General features: G+C 68.0%; 16 protein-coding genes. 11 read left to right on the plus strand and 5 right to left on the minus strand.

Going from position 1 to position 20,761, the window contains the following annotated elements; genetic code table 11:
- Positions 1-73: 73 nt before the first annotated feature.
- Positions 74-601 carry a GNAT family N-acetyltransferase gene (locus tag ACFQ27_RS04580; protein WP_374345181.1) on the plus strand — a complete coding sequence of 176 codons (528 nt, stop codon included), beginning with the start codon at positions 74-76 and terminating at the stop codon, positions 599-601.
- A gap of 39 nt (positions 602-640) precedes the next feature.
- Here the strand turns inward: ACFQ27_RS04580 and ACFQ27_RS04585 are convergent, their stop codons facing one another.
- Positions 641-1,846, minus strand: a complete 1,206-nt coding sequence (locus tag ACFQ27_RS04585; RefSeq protein ID WP_374345180.1) for an acyl-CoA dehydrogenase family protein — start codon at positions 1,844-1,846, stop codon at positions 641-643.
- A gap of 101 nt (positions 1,847-1,947) precedes the next feature.
- Positions 1,948-3,024: a phosphotransferase gene (locus ACFQ27_RS04590; protein ID WP_374345178.1), complete on the minus strand. Its 1,077-nt coding sequence runs from the start codon at positions 3,022-3,024 to the stop codon at positions 1,948-1,950.
- 173 nt (positions 3,025-3,197) lie between these two features.
- Between ACFQ27_RS04590 and ACFQ27_RS04595 the strand changes: the two genes are divergently transcribed.
- The 5 genes from ACFQ27_RS04595 to ACFQ27_RS04615 all read left to right on the plus strand — a co-directional run bounded on the left by ACFQ27_RS04595 (position 3,198) and on the right by ACFQ27_RS04615 (position 8,687).
- Entirely contained in the window at positions 3,198-3,815 is a 618-nt protein-coding gene (locus ACFQ27_RS04595; protein ID WP_377352774.1) for a sulfotransferase family protein, read from the plus strand.
- 63 nt (positions 3,816-3,878) lie between these two features.
- Positions 3,879-5,699 carry an arylsulfatase gene (locus tag ACFQ27_RS04600; protein WP_377352775.1) on the plus strand — a complete coding sequence of 607 codons (1,821 nt, stop codon included), beginning with the start codon at positions 3,879-3,881 and terminating at the stop codon, positions 5,697-5,699.
- On the plus strand, positions 5,696-6,763 hold the full coding sequence (locus ACFQ27_RS04605) for a glutathione S-transferase family protein (protein WP_377352777.1): 1,068 nt from the start codon (positions 5,696-5,698) through the stop codon (positions 6,761-6,763). Before ACFQ27_RS04600 ends, ACFQ27_RS04605 begins: the two co-directional genes overlap by 4 nt.
- Positions 6,764-6,832: 69 nt before the next feature.
- On the plus strand, positions 6,833-8,032 hold the full coding sequence (locus ACFQ27_RS04610) for a serine hydrolase domain-containing protein (protein WP_377352778.1): 1,200 nt from the start codon (positions 6,833-6,835) through the stop codon (positions 8,030-8,032).
- 43 nt (positions 8,033-8,075) lie between these two features.
- Entirely contained in the window at positions 8,076-8,687 is a 612-nt protein-coding gene (locus ACFQ27_RS04615; protein ID WP_377352779.1) for a pyridoxamine 5'-phosphate oxidase family protein, read from the plus strand.
- On the opposite strand, the gene ACFQ27_RS04620 is transcribed toward ACFQ27_RS04615, so the two are convergent.
- The gene (locus ACFQ27_RS04620; protein WP_377352780.1) at positions 8,684-10,288 is read right to left on the minus strand and encodes a GMC family oxidoreductase; all 1,605 of its coding nucleotides are present in this window, start codon (positions 10,286-10,288) and stop codon (positions 8,684-8,686) included. The two genes, ACFQ27_RS04615 and ACFQ27_RS04620, sit on opposite strands and share 4 nt — an antisense overlap.
- Positions 10,289-10,460: 172 nt before the next feature.
- On the opposite strand from ACFQ27_RS04620, the gene ACFQ27_RS04625 reads away from it, so the two are divergent.
- A complete protein-coding gene (locus tag ACFQ27_RS04625) occupies positions 10,461-11,771 on the plus strand; it encodes a hypothetical protein (protein WP_377352781.1) in 1,311 nt (436 codons plus the stop codon).
- A 17-nt stretch (positions 11,772-11,788) separates the two neighbouring features.
- Positions 11,789-12,394, plus strand: coding sequence for a hypothetical protein (locus ACFQ27_RS04630; protein ID WP_374345170.1), 606 nt, complete (start codon positions 11,789-11,791; stop codon positions 12,392-12,394).
- Between the two features lie 154 nt (positions 12,395-12,548).
- On the opposite strand, the gene ACFQ27_RS04635 is transcribed toward ACFQ27_RS04630, so the two are convergent.
- Positions 12,549-14,153 carry a flavin-containing monooxygenase gene (locus tag ACFQ27_RS04635; RefSeq protein ID WP_374345169.1) on the minus strand — a complete coding sequence of 535 codons (1,605 nt, stop codon included), beginning with the start codon at positions 14,151-14,153 and terminating at the stop codon, positions 12,549-12,551.
- A 237-nt stretch (positions 14,154-14,390) separates the two neighbouring features.
- On the opposite strand from ACFQ27_RS04635, the gene recA reads away from it, so the two are divergent.
- From recA to ACFQ27_RS04650, 3 genes are all read left to right on the plus strand, one after another.
- Complete coding sequence (recA, locus tag ACFQ27_RS04640; RefSeq protein WP_374345168.1) at positions 14,391-15,464, plus strand: recombinase RecA; 1,074 nt, start codon at positions 14,391-14,393, stop codon at positions 15,462-15,464.
- 260 nt (positions 15,465-15,724) lie between these two features.
- The gene (gene alaS, locus ACFQ27_RS04645) at positions 15,725-18,370 is read left to right on the plus strand and encodes an alanine--tRNA ligase (protein WP_377352782.1); all 2,646 of its coding nucleotides are present in this window, start codon (positions 15,725-15,727) and stop codon (positions 18,368-18,370) included.
- 56 nt (positions 18,371-18,426) lie between these two features.
- Entirely contained in the window at positions 18,427-19,791 is a 1,365-nt protein-coding gene (locus ACFQ27_RS04650) for an FAD-binding oxidoreductase (protein WP_377352783.1), read from the plus strand.
- A 2-nt stretch (positions 19,792-19,793) separates the two neighbouring features.
- On the opposite strand, the gene ACFQ27_RS04655 is transcribed toward ACFQ27_RS04650, so the two are convergent.
- Positions 19,794-20,729: a hypothetical protein gene (locus tag ACFQ27_RS04655; protein WP_377352784.1), complete on the minus strand. Its 936-nt coding sequence runs from the start codon at positions 20,727-20,729 to the stop codon at positions 19,794-19,796.
- Positions 20,730-20,761: the final 32 nt, after the last annotated feature.

Consider the following 20,761-nt stretch of genomic DNA (forward strand, 5'->3'; position numbering starts at 1 on the left):
GCTCGGCCGGAACGACCGCCGTGGCAAGGCCGCAGGCGTTGCGGTCCGCGCCGATTTCGGCGATGGCGGAACCATGCCGCTCTATCCCGCCGCCGACGCCGACCTCGATCCCATCGCCGCCCTGGTGAACTCCGCCTATCGGGGGGACAGCTCCCGCGCCGGCTGGACCACCGAGGCCGACTATCTCGATGGCCAGCGGACCGATCCGGAGACCCTGCGCCGCGACCTGGCCGCCAAGTCGTGCGCCCGCGTGCTGATGCTGAAGGACGGGCCGAGTGAGCCCTTGCTCGGCTGCGTCTGGCTGGAGCCGGCCAAGGGCGACACCTGGTATCTGGGCATGCTGACGGTGACGCCGACTCTGCAGGACCGCCAGCTCGGCCGCACCATGCTGGCCGCCGCGGAGGCCTATGTGGTCGAACAGGGCGGCAAACGCATCCAGATGACGGTGGTCTCGATCCGCGACACCCTGATCGCCTGGTACGAGCGGCGCGGCTACGCCTTCACGGGCGAGACCCGGCCCTTCCCCTATGACGACGAGCAGTTCGGCGTGCCGCGCCGGGCTGACCTGTCGTTCATCGTCATGGAAAAGGCGCTGGTCTGAGACCAGCGCCTTCAAGGTCGTCCAGGTCTTGGAAGCCGATCAGGCCGAGCCGGTGGCGTCCGGCAGACCCAGGATCCGCTTCGAGATGATGTTGTTCTGGATCTCGACCGAGCCGCCATAGATCGACATGGCCTTGCCCGAGAGCCAGCCGCGCACGGTCTCGATCTCCTCGGTGGTGAAGGCCTCGCCCTCCCAGCCTAGGCCCTGGTGGCCCATGATCTCCAAGGTGAGTTCGGCGCGGGTCTGGGAGACCACGGTGGCAGAGTTCTTCAACACCGAGGCGCCGTTGGTGGCGCCGTTGGCTTCCTTGGACTCAGCCGCGACGCGCGCCAGGGTCAGGTTGTGGATGCGGGCGTCCATCATGTGACGGGTCAGGCGGGTGCGCAGGTCGGTGTCGGCGATCTTGCCGTCAGCAGTGACCTCCACATAGCGCTTGGCGACCTCGGACAGCGGCACGGTGCGGCCGCCGCCGGCGGTGCCGGTCTGGCTGGCGCGTTCGTGCTGCAGCAGGCGCTTGCCAACGGTCCAGCCGACGTTCAGCTGGCCCAGCAGGGCGTTCTTCTCGGCGCGGGCGTTAGTGAAGAAGGTTTCGCAGAACGGCGAGGCGCCGGCGATCAGGGCGATCGGGCGGGTCTCGATGGCGTCCTGGGTCATGTCGATCAGCATGAAGCTGATGCCGTCATGCTTCTTCACGGTGGGGTCGGTGCGCACCAGGGCGCCGCACCATTGCGAATACTGGGCGCCGGAGGTCCAGGTCTTCTGGCCGTTGATCACCCAGTGGTCGCCCGCGTCCTCGGCCTTCATCTGCAGGGAGGCGAGGTCGGAGCCGGCGTTCGGCTCGGAATAGCCCACGCACCATTGCACGTCGCCGCGCACGATCGGCGGGATGTGCTTGGCCTTCTGCTCCGGCGTGCCGAAGTCGAGGATGGTCGGACCGATCATGGTCACGCCCATCCCGAACATCATCGGGTTGAACGCGCCCAGCTTGGCCATTTCCTGGGCCAGGGCCCGGGCTTGCGGGACTGACAGGCCGCCGCCGCCGTATTCCGCCGGCCAGGTCGGGGTGCTCCAGCCCTTCGCGCCGATGGCGTCGCGCCAGGCTTTCAGCTCCGCATGCGTGGTGCTGACCTCGGCGGTCGCCAGGTAGCCCTTGCCCTTCAGGGCGGGCGGGAAATTGGCCTCGATCCAGGCGCGCGCCTCGGCGCGGAAGTCCTCGAGGTCGATGTCGCCTCCGAAGTCCGCCATGGCCGTTCCTCCTTCAAAAATCTCTAGTCGCAAAACAGTTTAAGCGAAGCCGCGAGCCCGACAAGATTCCCCCAAGGGAAGGTTGGGCGAAAAGCCGCGGCTCAGGCCCACAGGTCGAAGGCGCCGTGGTCCAGCGCCTGGACGCAGCCGCCGCGGGTCATGGCCAGGAACAGGGCGTCGCTGCGCTCGGTCCGCTCCACGGCGATGGCCGAGAAGACGCCCATGAACACCCCATGCACCGCCGAGGCCTTGTAGTCCCGCCAGCAGGTGTCCCAGTCATAGTCCTTCACGCCAAAGCCCTTGAGCTCCTCGTGATAGATCCGCACCAGGTCCTGCTCATGCGCGCGGCGCACGTCATAGGGCAGGCCGGCGGACAGGAAGTAGGACACATCCGTCGCCCCGTGCCCGCAGCTGACGGTCTGCCAGTCCAGGGTGCCCATGCGCGCCTTGCCGCCTTGGACGTCGAACAGGATGTTGTCGAGGCGGAAGTCGCCGTGTTGTAGCGTCACCGGGCCCTCGCGCGGGCCGTTGAACCTGGCCATCACCTCCGGCAGGCGGTCGACCAGGGCCATGAACTCCGGCTCCAACGCGCCGTCGAAGCGGTCGTGATAGGCGGCCAGCACCATGGGCAGGGCGGCCAGGATGTGCGGATGCAGCTCGGCCGTGGTGTTCAGGTAGGGGATGGTCTTCAGGGCCGGATCGTCCCAGCGCGGACCATGCAGGGCCGCAGCCTCCAGCATCGCGGTGCGGGCGTCCTCCACCGAGCAACCGGTCAGCTGGTCGCCAGGGCGGGCGGGGCCCAGGTCCTCGAAGATCAGGGTGAAGTCGTGGGTGGCCGGGTCGATCTCGGCGAAGAAGGCCTTGGGCGTATGGATTTTCACCGTATGGGCCAGCTCCCGATAGAAGGACACTTCCTTCAGATAGAGCTGGTGGCCGACGCCCGAGGCGCGGCTGGACGGATCCTGGGCCGCGAACTTGCCCACCACGCTGGCCGGCGCGCCCGGCTCGGCGGCGTCATAGGTCAGGGTGAAGCGGAAGCTGTCGCCCACCAGGCCGTTGCCCACCGGCTTGGCGTCGATGGCGGTCACCGTCGCCTCCTTGATGGCCCCCGAAGCGCGCAGGGCGTCGGTCATCCAGGCAGGATCAATCTGGGCGGGGGTGGCGGCGATCGCCGGCATGCGGGCTTCCTTCCCTGGAAAGGCCGACCGCGTTCGGGGGCGCGGTTCAACTGAAGCCGACACTAAAACCCATTCCCCAACGGCGCCTCCAAATAGGAAATTTGAAGCTCCACCGGTTGGCTCGGGATTGGCCCGCTCCTCTAGGCTTCTCGCGGTCATTGGGGGAGCAGGACATGGGGTTGAAGGTCATCGGGTCGGGCCTGGGCCGGACGGGCACCAAGTCGATGCAGACAGCGCTGAACATGCTGGGCGTTGGACCCACCCACCACATGGTTGAGGTGTTCGCCCATCCGGAAAGCATCCCCCTGTGGGTCGCCGCGGGGCAGGGAAGGCCGGACTGGGACACGATCTTCGACGGCTATGGCGCGATGGTGGACTATCCCGGCGCCGCCTACTGGCGCGAGCTGGCGGCCTACTATCCGGACGCCAAGGTGCTGCACACCGTGCGCGACCCGGACAAGTGGTTCGACTCGACCCAGGCGACGATCTTCGCGCCGGGCTCGGCGGCGGACGCCCAGGAGGGGCCCATGGTTCCCTTCTTCGAGAGCTTCATGGGCGACCTGCGCCACCACCTGCACGACCGCGCCTACATGACCGACTACTTCCTGCGTCACACCGAGGCGGTGAAGGCGGCCATCCCGCCGGAACGTCTGCTGGTCTTTGAGGTCGGCGAAGGCTGGGAGCGGCTGTGCCGGTTCCTGGGCGTGCCGGTCCCGGCCGAGCCCTATCCGTCGGAGAATTCCACCGCGGAGTTCCAGGCGCGGCTGGCGACCATGCCGCCGCCGAGCTGACACCCTTGATTATGGCACTTGATGTGCCATAAGGTGTGGCAAAGCGATCCTTAGGGAGGATTCATGCGCCGCACGCTTGGTCGCCGAACCTTTGGCCGTCGGTCTTTGGGCCAACGTCTGGCGAGCCTTGGCCTGGCCGCCCTGATCGGCCTGGGTCAGGCGCCCATCGCCCTGGCGCAGGCTGCTACGCCCGCCGTCGCGGCCAAGCGGCCCAATATCGTGGTCATCCTGGTGGACGACGCGGCCTTGATGGACTTCGGGGCCTTCGGCGGCGAGGCGCGCACGCCCAACATCGACCGGCTGGCGCGGTCGGGGGCCATGTTCACCTCGTACCGCACCTCGCCCCTGTGCTCGCCGTCGCGCTCCATGCTGCTGACGGGCGTGGACAACCACCGGGCCGGGGTCGCCACCATCGAGGAAATCCTGCCCCCGTCGCAGAAGGGCAAACACGGCTACAACCTGCATTTCGAGCCGGGCGTCCTGACCATCGCCGACCGGCTGAAGGCCAATGGCTACCGCACCCTGATGGCCGGCAAGTGGCACCTGGGCCATGGCGAGGGCGACCTGCCCAATGGCCACGGCTTTGACAGGTCCCTGGCCCTGGACGCCTCGGGCGCCGACAACTGGCAGCCCAAGCCCTACATGCCCTACTACACCGAGGCGCCCTGGTTCGAGGACGGCAAGCCGGCCAAGCTGCCGAAAAACTTCTATTCCTCCGACCTGCTGGTCGACCGGCTCAAGGGCTATATCGACGAGAAGCCGGCGGGGGCGCAGCCCTTCTTCGCCTATCTGGCCTTCCAGGCGGTGCACATCCCGGTCCAGGCCCCCAAAGAGGTCTCCGACCGCTATCAGGGGCGGTTCGATGCGGGCTGGGCCGCGGTTCGCGCGGCGCGCAATGAACGCGCCAAGGCGCTCGGCCTGATCCCGGCCGATGCGCCCACCGTCGGCATGCCGGACTTCGCCCGCGACTGGAACAAGCTGACCCCTGAGGAGAAGGCGATCTACGCCCGGGCCATGGAGGTCTATTCCGGCATGTTGGAGTCCATGGACGCCAGCATCGGCCGGCTGATGCAGCACCTGCAGGCGCGTGGCGAACTCGACAACACCCTGTTCGTGGTGACCTCCGACAACGGTCCGGAGTTCAGCGATCCGGTGCATGCGCCGGGCATGGACATCTGGATGGCGCTGCACGGCTACGCCTGGAAGCTGAAGGGGCAGGGGGAGAAGGGCAGCCTGAACTTCATCGGCCGCGACTGGGCCGCGGCCCTGGCGGCGCCCAGCCGGCTGTTCAAGTTCTACACCACCGAGGGCGGCCTGCGCGTGCCGCTGATCCTGTCCGGCCCAGGCGTTGCGCCGGGCCAGAGGATCGCCGCCCCGGCCTTCGTCACGGACATCACCCCGACCCTGGTGGATTTCGCCGGCGCGACAGCCGGCCCAGCCGGCGTCAGCCTGGATGGCCGCAGCCTGAAGCCGGTCCTGACCGGGCAGGCCAAGACCGTGCGCGGCGCGGACGAGCCGGTGGGCATCGAGGTGTCCGGCAACGCCGCCCTGTTCCGTGGCCATCTGAAGCTGACGCGGGTCATGCCGCCCCTGGGCGATGGCCAATGGCGGTTGTTCGATCTGGAGACCGATCCGGCCGAGACCAAGGATCTGGCCAAGGACCGGCCCGAGTTGTTCCAGGCCATGCTCAAGGACTACGAGGCCTATGAGGCGCGGGTCGGCGTCGCCAAGCTGCCCCCCGGCTACACCACCCAGCAACAGCTGATGAGCAATGCGCTCGATCGCCAGAAGGGCTCCATCGCGGTCCTGGCCGGCGGCGCGCTGGTCCTGGTCCTGGGCGGCGTCGGGTTCCTGATCTGGCGGCGGCGGAAGGCCAGGGCGTGAGCGCGGGCGAATACGTCCTCCACGGCCTGAAGCTCTCCTACTTCACCGGCAAGCTGGAGGCCTATCTGCGGGTCAAGGGCGTGCCGCACCGCTTCGTCGGCATGGACATGGCCGACTTTCGGGCCTGCGCGCGGGCGACCGGGATCGCCCAGATGCCGCAGCTGGAGACCCCGGACGGCGGCTGGCTCACCGACACCACCGCGATCCTCCGCCGGTTCGAGGACGAGGGGGCGGGACCGCGGCTTCGGCCCACTGACCCTGCCGCCGGCTTCCTCAGCCTGCTGCTTGAGGACGCCTTCGATGAATGGCTGTGGCGGCCCGCCCTCTACTACCGCTGGGCCTTCGTCGAGGACGCCCGGCTGATGAGCCGCCAGATCGCCCGCACCATGCTGCGCGATGTTCCGGGGCCCTTGTGGCTGCGCGACCGCGTCATCCGCGCCCGCCAGCGCCGGGAGTTCCTGGCCCGCGACGGGATCACCCCGCTGACCAGCCCAGCTATCGAGCGCCTCTATCCGGAGGTGCTGGCGGTGCTGGAGGCGATCTTGGCCAGCCGGCCCTTCCTGTTCGGCGACCGCCCTTGCGAGGCGGATTTCGGCCTGTTCGGCCCCATGTTCCGACACTTCTTCAGCGACCCGACCCCCGGCGCGATCCTGCGCGAGACCTCCCCGGCGGTGCTGGCCTGGACCTCGCGGCTGTGGGGGACGCAGCCCGCCGACCTGGACGGCGCGGCGGACCTCGCCGAAGCGCCCGCCGATCTCGACCCGCTGCTGGCCCTGGTGGCGCGGGATCATCTGCCTGAACTTGCCGCCCACCTGGAGGCGACCTTGGCTGGGCGTCCCGAGGCGCGGTTCCAGGCCTGCGGCGTCGACTGGCGCGTGCCGGTCTCGCCCTATCGGGCAGGCTGCCTTCTGTCGCTTCGCCAGGATTTTCAGGCCCTCCCAGAGGCGGCGCGTGTGGCGGTGCGCAAACGGCTGGGGCCCGCTGTGGCCATCCTCGAGGGGACTATCCCGCAGCTTCCCGCGCGCAAGTCTGGTCGGCCGCTCAATCGCCATCTGCGCGCCTGAGCCCTTGCCAGACGGCCCGGCGCGGGCTTGGCTGGTCGCAACAAGGACAACAAGACCAGGGAGGCCGGCATGTCCGGACGCGAGCTTTCACCCGAGGGTCTGGCGCGCCTCGACGCCAGGATCGGCCGGTATATCGCCGATGGCGAACTGGCCGGCGCTCTGCTGCTCGTCGCCCATAAGGGCAGGGTGGTTCACACCTCGGTCCAGGGCCTGAAGGACCTGTCGCGGGGCGAGCCGCTGGCCCACGACACCATCTTCCGCATCTTCTCCATGACCAAGCCGGTGACCGGCGCGGCGATGATGATCCTTTTCGACGAGGGCAAGTGGTCGCCGGACGATCCGATCGCCAGGCACCTGCCCGAGTTCGCGGACGTTGAGGTCCTGGTCTCCCGCGACGCCGAGGGCCACATGATCGTCGAGCCGCCGGCCCATCCGCCGACGATCCGCGAGCTGATGACCCACACCGCGGGCCTGGGCTATGGCTTCGATCCCAACGATCCCATCGATGCGGGCTATATGGGCGCGGGCGTCTGGACCTCGTCGAACCTGGCGGAGTTTTCGCGCCGCATCGCCTCGGTCCCGCTCGCCTATCAGCCCGGGACGCGCTGGCGCTACAGCCTGTCGATGGACCTGCAGGGCGCCATCATCGAGAAGCTGTCGGGCATGAGCCTGGCCGATTTCATGCGGACCCGGATCTTCGAACCCCTGGGCATGGTCGACACCGGCTTCCACGTTCCGGAGGAAAAGCTGCCGCGGCTGGCGACGCTCTATCGGATGAGCAATTCCAGCAAGACGCTGAAGGTCTCGGCGCCGGGCCTGAACCGCAACGAGCCGCACGTGCCGCCGAAGATGGCCGGCGGCGGCGGCGGGCTGTTCTCGACCCTCGACGACTATTACCGCTTCGCCCAGATGATCCTGAACAAGGGCGAACTGGACGGCGTGCGCGTCCTGTCGCCGCAAGCCGTCACCCTGATGACCTCCAACCACCTGGCCGACGATGTGCAGTCGGGCGGCTATGGCGTCGGCCACCAGCAGATACGTCCGGGCTATGGCCACGGCTTCGACGGCGCGGTGTTCAACGACCCGGCCGCCGCCGGCTCGCGCGTCGGCCGCGGCACCTATCAGTGGGACGGCGCCGGCGGCACCTGGTTCTGGGTCGATCCGGAGAACGAGATCGTCTTCGTGGGCCTGATCCAGCGCATGGCCCTGGAGGGCAGTCCGCACTTCCAGGCGGTGACCCAGGAGCTCATCGCTGACGCCCTGGCTTGATCCTTGGGGGAAGGCGCATAGCTAAGGTCGGCCGGAGGCGCCCATGGCCTACACCTTCCTCGACACCCTCACGACGCCCGGCGTCATCTCGGCCCAGACGGCCCAGGGTGTGCGGCGCATCTGGGAGATGGACCACGACCGCGCCTTCGACCGCTTCGGCGAGAACGAGGCCGCCTTCATCGCCGCGCGCGACAGCTTCTACCTGGCCAGCGTGTCGGAAAGCGGCTGGCCCTATGTCCAGCACCGTGGCGGCCCCCAGGGCTTCCTGAAGGTGCTGGACGACAAGACCCTGGCCTTCGCCGATTTCGCGGGGAACCGGCAGTATATCAGCCTGGGCAATGTAGGCGCCGACGACCGGGTCGCTCTGTTCCTCATGGACTATCCCAACCGCGCGCGGCTGAAGATCCTCGCCCACATGCAGGTCCGCGATCTCGCCGCCGACCCCGATCTGGCGGCGCGGTTGATCGTCCCCGGCTACAAGGCCAAGGTCGAGCGCGCCTTCGTCCTGACCCTGGAAGCCTTCGACTGGAACTGTCCCCAGCACATCACGCCGCGGTTCACAGGCGCCGAGATCGAGCCGGTGGTCGCCGCCCTGCAGACCCGGATCGCGGTCCTGGAAGCTGAGAACGAGAAGCTGCGCGCACAGCTGGCCTAGCGCCGGTCCTCCGCCATCATGCGGGCGGCCTTCTCAGCGATCATCATGGTCGGCGAGTTGGTGTTGCCCGAGGTGATGGTCGGCATCACCGAAGCGTCGGCCACGCGCAGGCCCTCAATCCCGAACACCCGCAGGCGCTCATCGACCACCGCCAGGGGATCGGAGGCCGGGCCCATCTTCGCCGTGCCGACGGGGTGGAAGATGGTGGTGCCTAGCGCCCGGGCCGAGGCCAGCAGATCCTCGTCCGACTGGGCCTCGGGGCCGGGGCGGCGCTCTTGCGGATGGAACCGCTGCAGGGGCGGCTGGGCGACGATGCGGCGGATGAGGCGCAGGCTGTCGACCGCCACGCGCTCGTCCTCCGGCGTCGACAGATAGTTGGGCTGGATCATCGGCGCGGCCGTCGGGTCGGGGCTGGCCGCATGGACCTCGCCGCGGCTAGCGGGCCGCAGGTTGCAGACGCTGATGGTGATGGCCGGATCGCGATGCAGGTCCTCGCCGAACCTGTCCAGCGACAGGGGCTGGATGTGGAACTGCACATTCGGGGTGGCATAGTCCGGCGAGGACCTGGCGAAGGCCCCCAGTTGGGACGGCGCCATCGACATCGGCCCTTTGCGGAAGGCCGCATACTCCATCGCCATCAGGGGCCGACGCCACCACGAGGCATAGAGCTCGTTCATGGTCGGCACGCCGGAGACGCCGTAATAGGGGCGGACCTGCAGGTGGTCCTGCAGGTTGCCGCCGACGCCGGGCCGATGGGCCAGAGTCTCGACGCCTAGGCCCCGCAGCCGCTCGCCGTCGCCGATCCCGGACAGTTCCAGGAGCTTGGGGGTGGCCACCGCGCCGGCGGCCAGCACGACCTCGCCGGTGGCCCGCGCTTCGTGCGCCGCGCCGTCCTTCACCCAGGCGACGCCGACCGCCCGGCCGTTCTCGATCAGGATGCGGGTGACGTGGGCGTGCGTCTCCAGCTTCAGGTTGGGTCGCTTGAGGATGGGCTTGAGGAACCCCGCCGCCGCGCTCCAGCGCCGGCCGGCCTTCTGGTTCACCTGGAAGTATCCGGCCCCGAAATTGTCGCCGCTGTTGAAGTCGGCCACCTGGGGGATATCCGCCATCTCGGCGGCTTGCGCGAACGCGTCCAGCACCGCCCAGCGCATGCGCGGATGCTCCACCCGCCACTCGCCGCCCGCGCGGTGCAGGGGGCCTTGCGGGGCGATGTGATCCTCCTGGGCCAGGAACAGCGGCAGGACGTCGTCCCAGCCCCAGCCGGCCAGGCCCATCTGGCGCCAGCCGTCATAGTCGGCGGCCTGGCCGCGCATATAGATCATGGCGTTGATCGCCGAGCAGCCGCCGATCACCTTGCCGCGCGGATAGGCCAGCGACCGTCCGCCCAGGCCGGGGATGGCGTCAGTCTGGAACATCCAGTCCGAACGCGGATTGCCGATGGCGAACAGATAGCCGACCGGGATGTGGAACCAGATCCAGTCATCCTTGCCCCCGGCCTCCAGCACCAGCACGCGGCGGCCCGGATCGGCCGACAGCCGGTTGGCCAGCACGCACCCGGCCGAACCCGCCCCGATGACGATGTCGTCGAACTGATCCGCCATGCGCGCCCCCCAATGGCCCCTGGATTAGCGGCGTGAAGGCGGGGTGGCTAGGGCGGTCAGCTGTATGGAGTTCTGTATTTGTTCTTTACATATAATCTAAGGTTGTGCAATCTTCGGGTGTGCGGCCCGTGGAGGGGCTGGCTGTTCGGTTCCACAATCAGAGGAGATCGAGATGGCCGGCCCGGCGAAGCAGCAGAAGCCCAGTTTTTTCAGCAGCGCGAATGACTGGATTGCTGAGCGGAGCAGAGAAGCGGCCCGCTCCGCGCACGAGCTAGAAGCCGCTGGCCGAAAGGCCTGGAACGAGGCGACGCGGACCGGCCAGTATGTGCAAGCTGCGACCACGGCTCAGTTGAGAGCCCTGGGGGCGCGGGTGCTCGCCGGTGAACAGGCGGCAAAGCAGGCCGTGGCCCGGACCGTGGCTGCAACCAAGAAGACCTCGGCGCAGTTGGGCCAAGGCCTCGCGAAAACGACCAAGGAAATCTCGCCGGTCCTGTGGGACAACGGGAGGGCGTTTGGATCGGGCCTAGTTGACGCCATAACGTTCGATCTGGCTGACCCAGCAGGGTCCGTGGGCGGTGCGGCCTGGGACAAGTTGCACGGGAAGTCGTTCGCCGACTCCTACAAGGCGCGGATGGCTGCCAAGGCCGCGCAGGACACCTACGACCGGGAGCACTACGGAATCGCTCGAGGGGTTGGGGAGGTTGGAGGCACCGCACTGGCGCTACTGGGGGCTGCTCCGCTCGAAGGCTGGGCGCTTAGTGCGCGGATTGCGGAGACCACGCCCCTAATTCTGCGCGAGTATGCGGCGCTCACCGGCGCCGGTGCAGCGGCCGGCGTCGGCGGGCAGGTCATCAGCGATGTTGGTCGAGGCCGTCCCGGTTCTCCGGGAGACTACGCCGGCGCGGCTGTTGGTGGCGCAGTTGGCGGAGCCTTGGCGCCCGGCGGTCGCGCGGTGGTGTCCGGGGCCGCAATGGGCGCCGCCACCTCGTTGGCGCAGGACGCCTTCAATGGGCGTTTGGATTCAGGTTGGTTCGATCGCACCATGAGCGGCGCCAGGGTCGGCGGCGCATTCGGCGCTGTCGGTGGCCGATTTGGGCGCCAGGAAGCCCAGGCGCTTCCGGGCCAGATAAAGGGCCCTGCAGTCGAACAAACCTCGAAGGAGTTGCTCGGCGAGGATTTCTCAAAGCTGCGAACCTGGGCCCGCGGGGAGAAGACGATACCGATGAAGAAGAAGACAAGGCAGGTGGTGTCTGGCGGGCATACGAAGCCGGATCAACGCACGATGCTGAACGGCGTCGAAAAGGATCTCGTCGAATCCAAGTTCGGCAAGTCGGCTCGTCTCAAGAAGCGTCAGCGCGAAGCCTACGCGGAGCTTCCGAACTACAGGGTCGACCACACCCTGCCCCAGGACGTTGGGGTTTTGCAGGGCGTGCCCCTGAGCCTGCTCGGTCTGGACTTGGACCGGGTTCGTCGAGACTGGTGAAAAGAGGGGAGGGGGCGATGGGCTTCAGAATGAGTTGGATCGCAGCGCCGGCGGCGGAGCGGGAGCGTGTCTTCAAGACGTTTGGTGTCGAGCACGGTGGTGACGTGGAGGATGAGTTTGCCTCAGACTACACCTGCGCCGAGACGCCGGACGGATGGCTGATTTTAGTAAACGGCCGCTTCCGCGACGATCTCCGAGAGGTGCTCGTTGACCTGTCGGAGAGTGACCTAGTGTACGGGTTCGCGATCACAGAGACCATCAACTTCGCCGAAGCGATGGCCTTCGATCATGGCAAGCTCGTCTGGGCGGTGACCCGGGACGCTGAGGACGGCGAAGCGCTGATTATTGAAGGTGAGCCGCCGGAGGGGTTCGCTGAAATCCGTCATCGGTTGGAGGCGGAGCAGGTGACCGACCCGGACACCGACATCCTGATCGAAGCGCCGGTCGAACTTATGCAGGAACTCATCGGCTACCGGATGGATCAGGAGTCAGGGCTGTCCTGGACAGCTCTGAAATCCGTCGGAGACGCGCCTGTCGCTGTCTCCCGTGTGCGCGCCGGCCCATTGCGCGTCGGCTTTTCGGTCAGGCTCGTGCGCTTCCTCAGGCGTCTGGTCGGCGCCTAGAGCCCTTGCCGCCTGGGATGCCTGTCCCAGGCGAACAAGAAAGGCTCGCACCTACGGATGACGAGCCAGTTCATCCCAGTCGGGTTGGTTCAATCCGACTGAGACTGAGACTGAGACTGAGACTGAGACTGGGACTGGGACTGGGGCTAGCGCCTCACGCCGCTGGGCGCAGCTTGAAGCCCATATAGCCGTTGGCGGCGACTGCGTCGCACAGGGTGCGGTAGGCGCCGACGCCGCCGATATAGGGCATGAACACCCGCGGCTTTCCGGGGACGTTGGCGCCCAGGTACCAGCTGTTGGCGACGGGATAGAGGGTCTTGGACGCCGCCTCGTTGACGTGCTCGACCCAGGCGGTCTGACTCTCCGGCGCGGCCTCGATGGTGGCCAGGCCGTACATGCCCATGAAGGCGAACAGGTCCGACAGCCAGTCCACGTGCTGCTCGATGGAGACGATCATGTTGGACAGCACCGACGGGCTGCCCGGCCCGGTGACGGTGAAGAAGTTGGGGAAGCCCGCGACCATCAGGCCCAGATAGGTCTTCGGCCCCTCGGCCCAGGCGTCCTTCAGGGTCTGGCCGCCGCGGCCGGAGATGTCGATGCGCGACAGGGCGCCGGTCATGGCGTCGAAGCCGATGGCGAAGACGATGGCGTCCACCTCAAAGTCGCCGCCGGTGGTCGTAACGCCGGTCTCGGTGATGGTGGAAAGCGGGGTCTCCTTCAGGTCGATCAGTTCGACATTGTCGCGGTTGAAGACCTCGTAATAGCCGGTGTCGACGCACAGCCGCTTGGTCCCGAACGGATAGTCGCGGGGCACGAGCTTCTCGGCGGTCTTGGGATCCTTGACGATCTCGCGGATCTTCTCGGCGGCGAACTCGGCGACCATGGCGTTGGCCACGGGATCGACCGAGATGTCGGCGAAGGCCGCGCCGATGGTGAAGCCGCCGACAGCCCAGCGGTCCTCGAGCACCTGGCGGCGCTCATTGTCGCCCAGCTGGGTGGCCAGGGCCTCGTTGGCGTTGGACGACAGGAAGCCGGCGGGCGACAGGCGCTGTTCCTGGCGGTTTTGGTCGCGGTTGGCCAGCCAGGCCTCGACCACCTCCGGCTTGATCGGGCCGTTGTGGGCCGGGACGCTGTAGTTGGGCGTGCGCTGGAAGACGATGACCTTGTCGGCCTGCTTGGCGATCTGCGGGATCGACTGGATAGCCGAGGAGCCGGTGCCGATCACCGCCACCCGCTTGCCGGTGAAGTCCACGCCTTCGTGGGGCCAGCGGCCGGTGTGATAGGTCGGCCCCTTGAAGCGGTCCTGGCCCTGGAACTTCGGCTCGTTGGGCACCGACAGGCAGCCGGTGGCGGCGACCACGAACTTGGCGTCGATGGTCTCACCGCCCTCGGTCTTCACCGTCCAGCGGCCGGTCGCCTCGTCAAAGGCCGCCGAGGCGATGCGGGTGTCGAACTGGATGTCGCGGCGCAGGTCGAAGCGGTCGGCCACGTGGTTCAGGTAGGCGAGGATCTCCGGCTGGGCGGCGTAGCGCTCGGTCCACTTCCACTCGCGCTCCAGCTCCTCGGAGAAGGAGTAGGAATATTCCTGGCTCTCGATGTCCACCCGCGCGCCGGGATAGCGGTTCCAGTACCAGGTGCCGCCCACGTCCGCGCCCGCCTCATAGACTCGGGCGTTCAGGCCCAGGCCGCGCATGCGATGCAGCATGTACATGCCCGAAATGCCGGCTCCGATGATCACGGCGTCCAGGGTCTTGGTCATCTTCGTTTCCACCCGTTTGGTCTTGTTTGGGGGCACAGTTTCTCCCGGCGGGGCGCTTGTAAAGACGGACCTAAGGTCAGCGGGGGCCAGTTAACTCCAGATACGTCAGAAACGGTCGTGGGCGCCAAATGGAACATCTTGCGAACAGAGAACAAACCGCGTACTCATGAGTCCAGACGGGCAGGGCGATCTCCGGCCGGTCGGGTTGGCGGAATCATGGAATAAGGAGCGCCCATCGTGTCAAATCAATCGGCGTTAAAACTCGTGGCGAGAGAAGAAGGCGACAAGCAGCGGGCTCTGGAAGCGGCGCTGGCGCAAATCGACCGGGCCTTCGGCAAGGGCTCGGTGATGAAGCTTGGCGACAAGGCCACGATGGAGGTGGAGGCCGTCTCCACGGGCTCCCTCGGCCTGGACATCGCGCTTGGCATCGGCGGCCTGCCCAAGGGCCGGATCGTCGAGATCTACGGGCCGGAAAGCTCGGGCAAGACGACCCTGGCCCTGCACGTGGTGGCCGAGGTTCAGAAGGCCGGCGGCACCGCCGCCTTCGTGGACGCCGAGCACGCCCTCGACCCGGCCTACGCCAAGAAGCTGGGCGTGAACCTGGACGACCTCCTGGTCTCCCAGCCGGACACCGGCGAACAGGCGCTTGAGATCACCGACACCCTGGTCCGCTCAGGCGCCATCGACATCATCGTCGTGGACTCGGTGGCCGCGCTCACCCCGCGGGCGGAAATCGAAGGCGAGATGGGCGACAGCCTGCCCGGCCTTCAGGCCCGCCTGATGAGCCAGGCCCTGCGCAAGCTCACCGCCTCGATCTCCAAGGCCAAGACCCTGGTGATCTTCATCAACCAGATCCGCATGAAGATCGGGGTGATGTACGGCAGCCCGGAAACCACCACGGGCGGCAATGCGCTGAAGTTCTACGCCTCGGTCCGCCTGGACATCCGCCGCACCGGCTCGGTGAAGGTGCGCGACGAGATCGTCGGCAACAATGTCCGGGTCAAGGTGGTGAAGAACAAGGTGGCCCCGCCGTTCCGCGAGGTCGAGTTCGACATCATGTACGGCGAGGGTATCTCCAAGCTGGGCGAGATTATCGACCTGGGCGTCAAGGCCGGGGTGATCGAGAAGTCGGGCTCCTGGTTCTCCTGGAGCAGCCAGCGGATCGGCCAGGGCCGGGACAATGTGCGCGAGTTCCTGCGCAACAATCCCGACATCGCGAACCAGATCGAGAAGCAGGTTCGCGGCGCCAAGGACGCCATCGAGGAAGAGCTGCTTGTCGGCCCGTCCGAGGGCGAGGGCGACGACGACTGATCAAGGGATAACGGACCGCCGTTCCTCGCGCCTTGAGGCCGGGACGCGCCGCCAACCCCGCCGTTCCCGCGCGCTTGCGCGAAGACCCCGCACGGCTGTCCGTCTTGGAGGACGTCCGGGCCCGAAAGGCCCGGGCGTCCTTTTCCTTTTGCGATGGCCGTTAAGTTGCGTAAACGGTCGCCTTTCGCAGGGGCGCCGCAGCGCAGCGCGGCCTCCCGATTCACTCCCGGACCATCCGGACACGAACCGCGTCAGAGACCATGCCGAGCCTCAACGAGATCCGCTCCACCTTCCTCGACTATTTCAAGGCCGGTCAGCACCAGATCCTGCCCTCGGCTCCCCTGGTGCCGCAGAACGACCCGACCCTGTTGTTCGTCAATGCGGGCATGGTGCCGTTCAAGAACTACTTCACCGGCGCCGAGACCGCGCCCGCGCCGCGCGTGGCGACGGCCCAGAAGTGCGTCCGCGCCGGCGGCAAGCACAATGACCTGGACAATGTCGGCTACACCGCCCGCCACCACACCTTCTTCGAGATGCTGGGGAACTTCTCCTTCGGCGACTATTTCAAGGAAGGCGCGATCGAGGCCGCCTGGAAGCTGATCAACGGCGAGTTCGGCCTGTCCAAGGACAAGCTGCTGGTCACGGTCTACCACACCGACAACGAGGCGGCGGACCTGTGGAAGAAGATCGCCGGCTTCACCGACGACCGGATCATCCGCATCGCGACCTCGGACAATTTCTGGTCCATGGGCGACACCGGCCCCTGCGGCCCGTGCTCGGAAATCTTCATCGACCAGGGTCCGTCCCTGGCCGGTGGCCCTCCCGGCAGCCCGGATGAGGACGGCGACCGGTTCCTGGAATTCTGGAACCTGGTCTTCATGCAGTTCGAGCGCTTCGCCGACGGGACCGAGCGCCCGCTGCCCAAGCCGCAGATCGACACTGGCATGGGCCTGGAGCGGATCACCGCCATCCTGCAGGGCGTGCACTCCAACTATGACACCGACCTGTTCCGCACCCTGATCGCGGCCAGCGTCGACGCCACCGGCGTCAAGGCCGAGGGCAAGGCCCAGCCGTCGCACCGGGTCATCGCCGACCACCTGCGCTCCACCAGCTTCCTGATCGCCGACGGCGTCTCGCCCTCGAATGAGGGCCGCGGCTATGTCCTGCGCCGGATCATGCGCCGGGCCATGCGCCACGCGCACCTGCTGGGCGCCGAAGAGCCGTTGATGCACCGCCTGGCCCCGGTCCTGGTGGCTGAGATGGGCGACGCCTATCCCGAACTGCGCCGCGCCGAGCCGGTGATCGTCGAGACCCTGCGCCAGGAGGAGGAACGCTTCCGCCGCACCCTGGGCCGCGGCATGACCCTGCTGGACGAGGCCACAGCCGGCCTGTCGGAAGGCGGCGTGCTGTCGGGCGAGACCGCCTTCAAGCTCTACGACACCTACGGCTTCCCGCTCGACCTGACCCAGGACGCGGTGCGCGCCAAGGGCATTACGGTCGACCTGGACGGCTTCGACACCGCCATGGCGCGCCAGAAGGAACAGGCCCGCGAGGCCTGGACCGGGTCGGGCCAGTCGGCCGCGGCCGGCGAGTGGTTCGCGATCCGCGAGCGCCTGGGCGCCACCGACTTCAATGGCTACGAGACTGTCGAGGCCACCGGCCAGCTCCTGACCCTGGTGTCCGGCGCGGCGGAAGTGGGCGAGGCCGGCGCGGGCGAGACCGTGTTCGCCGTGTTCGATCGCACCCCCTTCTACGCCGAAAGCGGCGGCCAGGCCGGCGACACCGGCGAGGTCGAGTGGGACGGCGGCAAGGCCAAGGTGCTCGACACCCAGAAGCAGGCCGGCGACCTGTTCGTCCACGAGCTTGAGATCACTGAAGGCGTGCTCAAGGTCGGCGCCCGCGCGCGCCTGGCCGTCGACGCCGACCGTCGCCTGACCACCCGCTCCAACCATTCCGCCGCCCACCTGGTGCACGCGGCCCTGCGCAATGTCCTGGGCCCGCACGTCGCCCAGAAGGGCCAGCTGGTGGACGGTGAGCGCATGCGCTTCGACTTCAGCCACGGCGGGCCGCTGACCCCGGCCGAGCTCGACGCCATCGAGGCCGAGGTCAATGCGGTGATCCGCCAGAACATCCCGGCCGAGACCAAGGAAATGGCGCCTGACGAGGCCATTGAGGCCGGCGCCATCGCCCTGTTCGGCGAGAAGTACGGCGACAAGGTCCGGGTCCTGACCCTGGGCCATGCGCTGGAGGGCGACGGGGCCTATTCGGTCGAACTGTGCGGCGGCACCCACGTGGCCCGCACCGGCGATATCGCCCTGTTCAAGATCATCTCGGAAGGCGGCGTGGCCGCCGGCATCCGCCGTATCGAGGCCCTGACCGGCGAGGCGGCGCGCCGCTGGCTGCTGGAGCAGGCTTCCGTCGCCAAGGCGCTGGCCGACCAGTTCAAGACCCCGGTCGCCGAGGTCCTGGCCCGGGTCGACGCCCTCGACGCCCAGCGCCGCAAGCTCGAGAAGGAGCTGGCCGAGGCCAAGCGTCAGCTCGCCATGGGCGGTGGTTCGGGCGGCGGCGCGCCCGCCATCGAGGAGATCGGCGGCGTGCAGGTGCTGGCCCGCGTCATGGATGGCGTCGGCGGCAAGGACCTTCGGCCCATCGCCGAGGAATTCAAGAAGCAGGTGACCGACGGGGTCATCGCCCTTGTCGGCGTGGCCGACGGCAAGGCCGCCGTAACTGTCGCCGTGACCGGCGCTGCTGGCGGCCGTTTCAGCGCCGTGGACCTGGCCCGCGCGGCGGTGACCGCCATGGGCGGGCAGGGCGCCGGCGGCAAGCCGGACTTCGCCCAGGGCGGCGCGCCTGACGGAGCCAAGGCCGATGAAGGTCTGGCGGCCATCAAAGCCGCCCTGGCTTGACCTGGATCATCCCCTGACCGGCTCCTCCCGCGCCAAGCTGCGCGCGGGAGGGCCGCATGGACCAGCTGATCTCTGAGCTCACCGCCGCGCTCGGCGCCGGCGGCGTCATCACCGACATCGACAGCGTCGCGGGCGGCTGGAGCCGGGTTGGCAAGCCGTGTGCGATCCTGCGCCCGCGTTCCACCAATGAGGTCTCCGCGGTCCTGCGCCTGGCCCACGCCGCCGGCGCGCCCATCGTGCCCTGGGGCGGCAAGACCGGCCTGGTGGACGGGGCCAACGCCGAGGGCCAGCTGGCCCTGTCGCTGGAGCTGATGAACCGGGTCGAGGCGGTGGATGTCGAGGCCTCGACCCTAACCGTCCAGGCCGGCTGTCCGCTGCAGACGGCCTGCGAGGCGGCGGAGGCGCGCCATCTGTTCCTGCCGCTTGATCTCGGCTCCCGCGGCTCGGCGACCATCGGCGGCAACATCTCCACCAACGCCGGGGGCAACCGGGTCCTGCGGTACGGCATGGTGCGTGAGATGGTGCTCGGCCTTGAGGCCGTGCTGGCCGACGGGACCGTGGTCAGCGCCATGAGCCCGCTGATCAAGAACAACACCGGCTATGACCTCAAGCAGCTGTTCATCGGCGCCGAGGGGACGCTGGGCGTCGTCACCCGCGCGACCTTGCGGCTGCGGCCTCAGCCGCTCAGCCAGGATGTGGCGGTGCTGGGCGTCGAACGCTTCGAGCAGCTGCCACGCCTGCTGCGCCACCTGGAGGCCAGGTTGGGCGGCGCCCTGTCGGCCTTCGAGGTCATGTGGGCCTCGTTCCATGACCTGGTCACCACCGCGCCCGCCAAGGGCCGACCGCCGCTTGATGGCCGCTATCCCTACTATGTGCTGGTCGAGACCCTGGGCGCGGACCCCGCCGCCGACCGCGCCCGGCTGGAGGCGGCGCTGGAGGCCGGCTTCGCCGAGGACCTGATCGCCGACGCCGCCCTGGCCGGATCGGAGGCCCAGCGCCAGGCGCTCTGGGCGCTCCGGGACGACGTCGCCCAGGTGGCGCGCAATGGCCCGATCATCACCTTCGACGTCAGCCTGGCGATCTCGGCCATGGAGTCCTACGTCGCCGAACTGGAGGCTGTGCTGCAGACCAAGTGGCCAGGGATCAACCTGGTGGTGTTCGGGCACCTGGGCGACGGCAACCTGCACCTCATCGTGGGCTTGCCCGGCGCCGAGGCCCGCCACCCCATCGAGGAGGTGGTCTATGGCCTGCTGCGGACCCGCGACGGCTCGATCTCCGCCGAGCACGGAATCGGTCTGCAGAAGCGCGAGTTCCTGCCCTTGAGCCGCAGCCCGGCGGAAATCGCCGTGATGCGGACCCTGAAGGCGGCGCTGGATCCGAAGAACATCCTCAATCCCGGCAAGATCTTCGCCGCGGCCTGAACCTATTTGTCCAGGCAGGTCACCTTCATCAGCGGCGCGGCCGTCTTGCCCCAGGACTCGCTGTCATAGAGGAAGCCGTCCGGCGTCAGGGTGATGGCTTCCTGCTGTGTCAGCCGCTTGGACAGGATGACGGAATAGGTCTTGCCCGAGACCCAGCCAGCCTTGGGCGGCAGGCCCTTGGCCAGGTCGGAGCCGAACTCGAACACCGCCCCATAGGTCAGCAGCACGGCCCGCTTGCCGTCCTGGGAGATATCGAAGCCTGTGGGGATCCAGGCCCAGAAGGTCTGGTCGGACGCCAGGCGAGGCAGGTCGATCTCGCCCACCAGGTCCATCACCTGCACGCCGTCTGTCGCCCGCAGTTGCGCCGCCGACAGCCGATAGACCTTGGCGGGGCCGGGATTGCGGGCCTGGCTGTCGATGGGTTTGGTGACGAGGTACAGGTCGCCATCCGGATGCATGGCGATGGACTCGGCGTTGTGCGGGCCGTCGGGATAGCGGGCGCGCACGGTGCGCAGGGGCGTCTCGGTCTCGCCGAACTCGGCCTTCTCCTCGACCACCACAAAGGCGATCTCGCTGCGCGTCCCAGGATTGTCGCCGACATCGGCCAGGTAGAGACAAGAGCCCTTCCCGCAGGGACCCAGCGCCATGTCCTCGATGTCGCGTGGCTTCGGCCCCTCCAGGTTCACGGCCTTCAACCCGCCGCCGGTCAGGTCGGAGACAAAGAAGCGTAAGGAATCGCCGGAGTCGTTGTGGTGGTAGAGCCGGCCGGGAAAGCGGGTCGAGGCCTCCAGGCCGCTGGCCTCGTTCACCAGCGCCGGGTCCAGCGTCCCCACCTCGCTCGCCGCGCTCCAACTGGCGCACAGGTGGCTTGGCGCGGCCAAGGCCAGGCCGGGCAGGGCGGCGAGAACGGCGGCGAGGAGCGCGGGGCGGCGGCGCATGTGGGGATCTCCGACAGGCCGTCATGGGGCCG

Source organism: Phenylobacterium conjunctum, from assembly GCF_042679085.1.
Taxonomy (GTDB): Bacteria; Pseudomonadota; Alphaproteobacteria; order Caulobacterales; family Caulobacteraceae; genus Phenylobacterium; species Phenylobacterium conjunctum.

What these genes read in the sequence shown, in the direction of transcription:
- ACFQ27_RS04655 (WP_377352784.1), bottom strand. Translation starts at nt 20,729, where the DNA reads ATGCGCCGCCGCCCCGCGCTCCTCGCCGCCGTTCTCGCCGCCCTGCCC.
- ACFQ27_RS04590 (WP_374345178.1), bottom strand. Translation starts at nt 3,024, where the DNA reads ATGCCGGCGATCGCCGCCACCCCCGCCCAGATTGATCCTGCCTGGATG.
- ACFQ27_RS04650 (WP_377352783.1), top strand. Translation starts at nt 18,427, where the DNA reads ATGGACCAGCTGATCTCTGAGCTCACCGCCGCGCTCGGCGCCGGCGGC.
- ACFQ27_RS04635 (WP_374345169.1), bottom strand. Translation starts at nt 14,153, where the DNA reads ATGACCAAGACCCTGGACGCCGTGATCATCGGAGCCGGCATTTCGGGC.
- ACFQ27_RS04600 (WP_377352775.1), top strand. Translation starts at nt 3,879, where the DNA reads ATGCGCCGCACGCTTGGTCGCCGAACCTTTGGCCGTCGGTCTTTGGGC.
- alaS (WP_377352782.1), top strand. Translation starts at nt 15,725, where the DNA reads ATGCCGAGCCTCAACGAGATCCGCTCCACCTTCCTCGACTATTTCAAG.
- ACFQ27_RS04620 (WP_377352780.1), bottom strand. Translation starts at nt 10,288, where the DNA reads ATGGCGGATCAGTTCGACGACATCGTCATCGGGGCGGGTTCGGCCGGG.
- ACFQ27_RS04585 (WP_374345180.1), bottom strand. Translation starts at nt 1,846, where the DNA reads ATGGCGGACTTCGGAGGCGACATCGACCTCGAGGACTTCCGCGCCGAG.
- ACFQ27_RS04625 (WP_377352781.1), top strand. Translation starts at nt 10,461, where the DNA reads ATGGCCGGCCCGGCGAAGCAGCAGAAGCCCAGTTTTTTCAGCAGCGCG.
- ACFQ27_RS04630 (WP_374345170.1), top strand. Translation starts at nt 11,789, where the DNA reads ATGGGCTTCAGAATGAGTTGGATCGCAGCGCCGGCGGCGGAGCGGGAG.
- ACFQ27_RS04610 (WP_377352778.1), top strand. Translation starts at nt 6,833, where the DNA reads ATGTCCGGACGCGAGCTTTCACCCGAGGGTCTGGCGCGCCTCGACGCC.
- ACFQ27_RS04615 (WP_377352779.1), top strand. Translation starts at nt 8,076, where the DNA reads ATGGCCTACACCTTCCTCGACACCCTCACGACGCCCGGCGTCATCTCG.
- ACFQ27_RS04595 (WP_377352774.1), top strand. Translation starts at nt 3,198, where the DNA reads ATGGGGTTGAAGGTCATCGGGTCGGGCCTGGGCCGGACGGGCACCAAG.
- ACFQ27_RS04580 (WP_374345181.1), top strand. Translation starts at nt 74, where the DNA reads ATGCCGCTCTATCCCGCCGCCGACGCCGACCTCGATCCCATCGCCGCC.